Annotated in this window: 6 protein-coding genes and 1 pseudogene; 4 read left to right on the top strand and 3 right to left on the bottom strand. The window is 63.6% G+C overall.

Going from position 1 to position 6,507, the window contains the following annotated elements:
• Positions 1 to 124 precede the first annotated feature (124 nt).
• A pseudogene (locus J0M27_RS01005) lies at positions 125 to 508 on the bottom strand (DNA polymerase IV); the annotation flags it as partial.
• Between the two features lie 95 nt (positions 509 to 603).
• Here J0M27_RS01005 and J0M27_RS01000 point away from each other — a divergent pair.
• Complete coding sequence (locus J0M27_RS01000) at positions 604 to 1,767, top strand: M20 aminoacylase family protein (RefSeq protein WP_294986567.1); 1,164 nt, start codon at positions 604 to 606, stop codon at positions 1,765 to 1,767.
• Positions 1,768 to 1,817: 50 nt separating this feature from the next.
• Here J0M27_RS01000 and efp read toward each other — a convergent pair whose 3' ends face one another.
• Positions 1,818 to 2,375, bottom strand: coding sequence for an elongation factor P (gene efp, locus J0M27_RS00995; protein ID WP_294986565.1), 558 nt, complete (start codon positions 2,373 to 2,375; stop codon positions 1,818 to 1,820).
• Between the two features lie 34 nt (positions 2,376 to 2,409).
• On the bottom strand, positions 2,410 to 3,465 hold the full coding sequence (gene earP, locus J0M27_RS00990) for an elongation factor P maturation arginine rhamnosyltransferase EarP (protein WP_294986563.1): 1,056 nt from the start codon (positions 3,463 to 3,465) through the stop codon (positions 2,410 to 2,412).
• 22 nt (positions 3,466 to 3,487) lie between these two features.
• On the opposite strand from earP, the gene J0M27_RS00985 reads away from it, so the two are divergent.
• The 3 genes from J0M27_RS00985 to pgsA are packed head-to-tail and all read left to right on the top strand — an operon-like array spanning position 3,488 to position 6,471.
• Entirely contained in the window at positions 3,488 to 4,117 is a 630-nt protein-coding gene (locus J0M27_RS00985; RefSeq protein WP_294986561.1) for a uracil-DNA glycosylase, read from the top strand.
• Positions 4,098 to 5,906, top strand: a complete 1,809-nt coding sequence (gene uvrC / locus J0M27_RS00980) for an excinuclease ABC subunit UvrC (RefSeq protein ID WP_294986560.1) — start codon at positions 4,098 to 4,100, stop codon at positions 5,904 to 5,906. Before J0M27_RS00985 ends, uvrC begins: the two co-directional genes overlap by 20 nt.
• Before the next feature lies 1 nt (position 5,907).
• Positions 5,908 to 6,471 (top strand): CDP-diacylglycerol--glycerol-3-phosphate 3-phosphatidyltransferase, encoded by a 564-nt coding sequence (gene pgsA / locus J0M27_RS00975; protein ID WP_294986558.1) that lies wholly within the window; start codon positions 5,908 to 5,910, stop codon positions 6,469 to 6,471.
• Positions 6,472 to 6,507 lie beyond the last annotated feature (36 nt).

The raw sequence follows: 6,507 nt of genomic DNA, 5'->3' as shown, positions 1-6,507 counted from the left end.
ATCTGAGCGAACTGCACACGACCGCACGCAACAAACTCAAGAGCGCTCAAAAGCGCCCCTCGATCATCGCCGCTTGCTGGATGCAGGCTACCTTGTGGTGATGTCATGAATTACGGAAGTCTCAATAGATTTCGTCGATTCCGCGATTCTCGATGTGGGGCGCGATGGTGGCGACGGCGGCCTTGAACAGTCTTGAATAGTGGCGATAGGCCTCGAAGTCGACCGGCAGCAGGATGGCGTCCGGTGCCAGCTTTGCCGATTTCATCACCCCCATGCCGGAGAATACGCCCAAGGCTCGCGCCTCGTAGGTCGAGGTGGTGGTCACGCCGCGCCCGACGTAGTCGCGCAGGCGGGAAAAGCGCCGCGTTCCATCGGCCAGCAGTTCGGGCTGATGGTCGCGCCGGCCGCCGATCACCACGGGCTGGCCGCGCAACTCCGGATAGCGCAGCAGTTCGACCGACGCGTAGAAGGCGTCCATGTCGAGGTGGGCAATGCGGCGCGGGTTCATCGGGCGGCAAGATACCGCAAGTCGCGGGGTTTGCATGCGGCTCACGGGTTTGGGCTAGGATTGTCGAAACACGCATTGCCTGAACGGACTCCGCCATGATCGACGACCTGCTGACCACCCTTGCGCCGAGAATCGCCGCCTTCCGCCGCGACATCCATGCCCACCCCGAACTGGCGTTCGACGAGTTGCGCACGTCGCAGAAAGTGGCGGAACATCTGGCCGGACTCGGCCTCGAAGTGCATCGCGGCATCGCGCGCACCGGCGTGGTCGCCAGGCTCAGGCTCGGGAGCAGTCCGCGCGCCATCGGCCTGCGTGCCGACATGGACGCGCTGCCCCTGTCGGAGCTGAACAGCTTTCCCCATCATTCGGTCAATCCGGGACGAATGCATGCCTGCGGCCACGATGGGCATACGGCGATGCTGCTCGGTGCGGCGGAGGCCTTGTGCAAACTGCGCGACTTCGACGGCACGGTGTATTTCATTTTTCAGCCGGCCGAAGAACACGAAGGCGGGGGCCGCGTCATGGTCGAGGAGGGGCTGTTCGAGCGCTTCCCGATGGACATGGTGTTCGGCCTGCACAACTGGCCGGGCATGGCGGCCGGCAGTTTCGGCATTACCGAAGGACCGGTGATGGCGGGTACTGATCGCTTCGAAGTCGAACTGACCGGACGCGGCGGCCACGCCGCAATGCCGCATCAGGCGGTGGACGTGGTGCTTGCCGGAAGTGCGCTGGTGCAGGCCTTGCAGTCACTGGTCTCGCGCAACACCGACCCGCTCGATGCCGCCGTGGTCAGCGTGACGCGCTTCCACGCCGGCCATGCGGACAACGTTCTGCCTGAAACTGCGGTCCTCGGCGGTACGGTGCGCTCGCTGAACGGCGAATTGCAGGATGCGCTTGAAGCGGGCCTGCGTCGCGTCTGTAGCGGCATCGAGGCGACGTATCGGGTCGGCATCGACCTGCGCTACGAGCGCGGCTACCCGCCGACCTGCAACGCGTCCGAGCCGACCGCCATCGCGCGCGAGGTGGCGCGCCATGTCGCCGGCGAACACCGGGTGCTGACGACCCTGCCGCCGAGCATGGGCGCCGAGGACTTCGCCTACCTGGCGAAGGTGGTGCCGGCCTGCTATGTCTGGCTGGGCAACGGGCCGGGCGATGGCGGCTGCATGCTCCACAGCCCGCACTACGATTTCAACGACGAAATCATCGTCACCGGCATCCGCTACTGGGTGCGGCTGGTCGGACGGGCGCTGGCGCCGTAAATGCAAAGGGCAGCCGAAGCTGCCCGTTCCTTTGCCGAAATGAGCCGCGATTACTTCACGCGGTTCTTGTACTCGCCGGTGCGCGTGTCGATTTCGATCTTGTTGCCGATCTCGACGAACAGCGGGACAGGCAGTTCCATGCCGGTGCTGATCTTGGCCGGCTTCATGACCTTGCCCGAGGTATCGCCCTTGACGGCGGGCTCGGTGTAGATCACTTCGCGCACCACGCTGTTGGGCATTTCCACCGAGATGGCCTTGCCGTCGTAGAACACCACTTCGACCGGCATGCCGTCTTCGAGGTAATTCACGGCATCGATCATGTTTTCGCCTTCGACTTCGTACTGGTTGTATTCGGTGTCCATGAACACGTACATCGGATCGGCGAAATAGGAATAGGTGCATTCCTTGCGTTCGGGCACGACTTGTTCGAACTTGTCGTCGGCTTTATATACGGCTTCGGAAGCGGCGCCGGTGAGCAGATTCTTGAACTTGAACTTGACGACCGCGGAGCTGCGGCCGCCTTTGCTGTATTCGGCCTTTTGCACGACGAGGGGATCGTTGCCGATCATCACGACATTGCCGGCACGGAGTTCCTGGGCGGTTTTCATGGGTTTGCTTCCTGCAGCGGAAATTTGGAACCGGCTATTTTAGCCGTGGAAGGCAGAACTGCACAAGCCCGGCGGCAAGATCGGGGCGGCCGGCGAGGGTTTTGGACCACCGGCGCATCGGGTCTTCGAGCGCCGGCAGGCTGGTCGCAAATTTCTCCCAGTTCAGTTGTCCGACGCCATTCCATGCCAGCCAGAACGGCCGCAATACCTTGCCGGCCGGGTGGATGGCGAGGAATGCTTCCAGTTTCGGAAGGTGGGCATCCTGCGCTTGCGGGTAGATCTGCCAGACGAAAGGGCGCCCCGCCCACTGGGCGCGGACGAAGGAATCCTCGCCACGCACGAAATTGAGGTCGCAGGTCCAGAGCAGTTCGTCGTAGCGCTGTTGCGGCAGGAAGGGCAGGGAGTGCAGGCTCAGGTTTCCCTCGGTGCGCGAATCTTCGGTACAGCCGGGTCGCAGAACCCGGATCGGGCGTGGCGAGTCGGTCCATCCCTCGACCAGGCGGGGCCATGCGGGATTGGCATAGCTGAACAGGGAGATCGTGATTTCGTCGGGTGCCTTTCTCGGCAGACCGAATTCGGCACGGAACGCGGCTTCGTCGAAGTGACCACGCCAGGCTTCGTAGTCATGCTCGCGCAGGAGGCCGCCGGTGCCGGCATCAAAGCCGGGAAAGTAGAAATTCTTGACCAGCGGTAGGCGCGGATGCGGTGAAGGCAAGCCGTGGCAGCCGGCCACCCAGGTTTCCGCAGAGAGGTATTCGAGATTCAGCCAGACCGGCGGCCGCGATCGGGCCGCCATGGCCTCGACGTAGGTGGGTGGAAGTTCGCAGGCGAAGGCTTCGATGACGACATCGGCGACATCGTCCGCCTCCCCAGCCGTCGGCCAGGGGTCGGGCCAGAGCCGCACCGCGACCGGCCCGGTGACGAAGTCCGGCGCCAGTCGCGCCAGGGGTGCCGGATCGTCGATCCACAGGCGCACCTGCCAGCCGTGCTCGGTGGCCAGTTGTCGCGCCAGTCGCCAGCACACGGCGGCATCGCCGTAGTTGTCGACTACCGTGCAGAAAATGTCGCAGGAGGGGGGCATGTTCGTCATGGCGAGGCGGTATCCTAGCTCAATGGAAAAACTTCTACGCTGCACCGCCTGCCCACGCCTGGCGGGTTTCCTGGCTGAAGTGCGCCAGCGCGAACCGGGCTACCACGCGCGCCCGGTACCGCCTTTCGGCGACCCCCGTGCGCGCCTGCTGATCGTCGGCCTCGCGCCGGGCATGCACGGCGCCAATCGCACCGGGCGACCCTTTACCGGCGACCATGCCGGGATCCTGCTCTATGAAACCCTGCATGCCTTCGGTTTCGGCTCGCGGCCGGACTCCGTTTCCGCCGATGACAATCTGCGCCTGCGCGATTGCCGCATCACCAACGCCGTGAAATGCCTGCCGCCGGAAAACAAGCCGGAGCCGGCCGAGATCAAGACTTGCAACCACTATCTGGCGGCGGAATTGCAGCAATCGCCAGACGTGCGGGTGATCCTCTCGCTCGGCCTTGTGGCGCACAAGGCCGTATTGATGGCACTTGGGCTCAAGCAGTCTGCGCTGGTTTTCGCCCATGGTGCGCGCCATGCGCTTCCCGGCGACCGGATCCTGGTCGACAGCTACCATTGCAGCCGCTACAACACACAAACCCGCCGTCTCACCAGCGCCGGCTTTCAGGATGTCTTCCGCAAGATCCGTGAAGAGCTCGGCACCTGAATCGTCATTCGATGCAAAGGAGTTCCTGGCGACCCTGACCGAGGCGCCAGGCGTCTATCGCATGCTGGCCGCCGACCGTGCCGTGCTCTACGTCGGCAAGGCGAAAAACCTCAAGAAGCGCGTGGCGTCGTATTTCACCAAGGGCGGCCACAGCCCGCGCATCGCGCTGATGCTGCAGCAGGTGGCGGCGATGGAAGTCACCGCGACCCGTTCCGAAGCCGAGGCGCTGATCCTCGAAAACACGCTGATCAAGAAGCTGGCGCCCAAGTACAACATCCTTTTCCGCGACGACAAGTCCTATCCCTACATCGGCCTTTCCGGGAGCGAGTTTCCGCGGCTGTTCTACCATCGCGGCGCCTTCGAGAAGAAGTCGGAGTATTTCGGTCCATTTCCCAATGGACTCGCAGTGCGCGAAAGCATCCAGTTGATCCAGAAAACCTTCCTGCTGCGCACCTGCGAGGAATCGGTGTTCGCCAACCGCTCGCGTCCCTGCCTGATGCACCAGATCAAGCGCTGCAAGGCGCCTTGCGTGGGACTCGTCTCGCCGCAGGACTATGCCGCCGACCTGCGCCTGGCGCAATTGTTCCTGCGCGGGCGACACACGGAAGTGATCGACGGCCTGACGCGGCAGATGGAGGATGCGGCGAACGGCTTGCGCTTCGAGGAGGCGGCTGCGGTGCGCGACCAGATCCGCGCCCTGCAGGCGGTCCTGCATCGCCAATACGTGAGTTCGACGCGGGATGCCGATGTCGACATCGTTGCGGCGGTGGTCGAACGCGGCGAACTGTGCGTGAATCTGGCCATGGTGCGCGGCGGCCTGCACATCGGGGATCGGGCCTGCTTTCCCCGCTCCGCGCCAGAGGCGGAGGCCACCGAAGGCCTGGCAGCCTTTGTCGCCCAACACTACGCCGAACAGCCGGCGCCACCGCGCGTGATACTCAGCGAGTATCCAATTGATGACCTGCCCGAGGGCATCAATGGCGGGCCGCCGAAGAACGAGATGGAGCGCGCCTGGGTCGAGATGGCGCTGACCAATGCGCGACTTGCGGTGCAGGCACGCCGCCAGGCCAAGAGCCGCAGCAGCGGGCGTCTGGCCGCCTTGCAGGAGGCACTTGGGCTGCCCGACCCTCCGCATCGCATCGAGTGTTTCGACATCAGCCACACCATGGGCGAAGCCACGGTGGCTTCCTGCGTGGTCTGCGTCGACGGTGCGATGAAGAAGGGCGATTATCGTCGCTTCAACATTGAAGGCATACAGCCCGGCGACGACTATGCGGCCATGCGCCAGGCATTGACGCGTCGTTACGAGAAGGTTGCCACCGGAGATATGGTAGCTCCCGACCTGGTCCTGATCGACGGTGGCAAGGGGCAGCATCGCGTCGCCCGCGAAGTGTTCGCTGAACTTGGGCTGGACCACCTTCCGAGCGTCGGCGTCGCGAAGGGCGAAGAGCGCAAACCCGGGTTGGAAACACTCTTCGTCCATGGCCCGAGCGGGCCCCATGAGCAGCCGCTACAATTGGGCATGGACCATGCCGGCTTTCACCTGATTCAGGAAATTCGCGACGAAGCGCACCGTTTCGCCATTGTCGGCCACCGGGCAAGGCGGGCCAAGGCGCGGGGCCATTCGAAACTGGAGGACGTGACGGGTGTGGGCCCGGCCCGGCGCAAAAAACTGCTCGCGCAATTCGGCGGCCTTGACGGGGTGAAGGCCGCCACGATCGAGGACTTGTGTCGCATCGATGGTATTTCTCGGCGTCTGGCCGAAGAGATCCACAAGGCCTTGCGCTGAGATGCCGTTGAACATCCCCAACCTGCTCACCTGGGCGCGCATATTGCTGATCCCGCTGGTGGTGGGCGTGTATTACCTGCCGCTGGATGCGGCTGAAAAGAACCTGATCGCCACGGGGGCCTTCCTCGTCGCTGCAATCACGGATTGGGTCGATGGCTGGCTTGCGCGCAGGCTCAACCAGACCTCGGCATTCGGCGCCTTTCTCGACCCGGTGGCGGACAAACTCATGGTTGCTGCAGCACTGGTCATGCTGGTGAAGCTGGACCGCGCGGACGCGATCCTGGCGTTCATCATCATCGGTCGCGAAATAGCGATTTCCGCACTTCGGGAGTGGATGGCCAACATCGGAGCGGCAAAGAGCGTGGCCGTATCGCTGATCGGCAAACTGAAGACCATTGCCCAGATGACAGCGATCCCGCTGCTTCTTTGGGATCGGTCGATCGGACCGCTTGACGTGAGACTTCTGGGCACGTGGTCGCTCTGGATTGCGGCGGTGCTGACGCTCTGGTCGATGGCCTATTACCTGCGCAAGGCATGGCCGGAAATCTCGGCGCGCAGTCGTTGACACAATGTTTTCGCCGGCTATAATGCGCGGCTGTTT

The sequence above is a fragment of the Sulfuritalea sp. genome (genome assembly GCF_017302275.1).
Taxonomy (GTDB): domain Bacteria; phylum Pseudomonadota; class Gammaproteobacteria; order Burkholderiales; family Rhodocyclaceae; genus Sulfuritalea.
The sequence above is the reverse complement of the archived record's forward strand: the minus strand, read 5'-3'. Positions and strand labels throughout refer to the sequence as shown.